General features: G+C 41.7%; 1 pseudogene. It reads right to left on the bottom strand.

The features are described from left to right. Window positions 1-606, bottom strand: a pseudogene (locus HMPREF3182_RS07675) (hypothetical protein); the annotation flags it as partial.

The following is a 606-nucleotide window of genomic DNA, read 5'->3' as shown; positions in this document are numbered from 1 at the left end:
CCTTTCGCACCGATTGTACCGTCTTTCGCGTTCATGGTAACAGTGGTACCGTCTTTACCTGTACCGCCAATCGTACCGTCTTTACCGTTCATAGTAACGCTTGTACCATCTGTGCCTGTAGCACCCACTGTACCATCTTTACCATTTACTGTAACGGTTGTGCCATCTTTCGCCTTGCTTTCGATCTTACCATCTTTACCATCAATAGTAACTTTTTCACCGTCTTTACCATTGACAGTAACCTTGCCATCTTTGCCAGCCTGTCCAGGTTGTCCTTCTTTGCCGACTTCAATGTCATCTTTCAAGGAGTAGATAACTTTCTTATTATCCTTATCCAAAGTAACATCAAGGCTATTACCTGCAGCAAATTCAACCGTTTCTTTCTTATCTTTACCTAAGGCAATATTAGCTCGATGTTCTTCTGTATCTTCTCCTACTAGAATATCAAAGCCTTGATTGCTCTTCTTCAACTTTTCATCTACTGCATTTTCTACATCTTGAATTTGTCCCTGTGTAGCCGCCTTAGATACATCGAAATCAGTACCTCTTTGGTCCTTAGCCGGCCATGTTACATTGGAAAGTCCGGTAATTACCTTATTTTCTCCA

It is taken from the genome of Megasphaera hutchinsoni (assembly GCF_001553405.1).
In the GTDB taxonomy this organism is placed as follows: domain Bacteria; phylum Bacillota; class Negativicutes; order Veillonellales; family Megasphaeraceae; genus Megasphaera; species Megasphaera hutchinsoni.
This window is presented reverse-complemented; position numbering and strand designations above follow the sequence as displayed.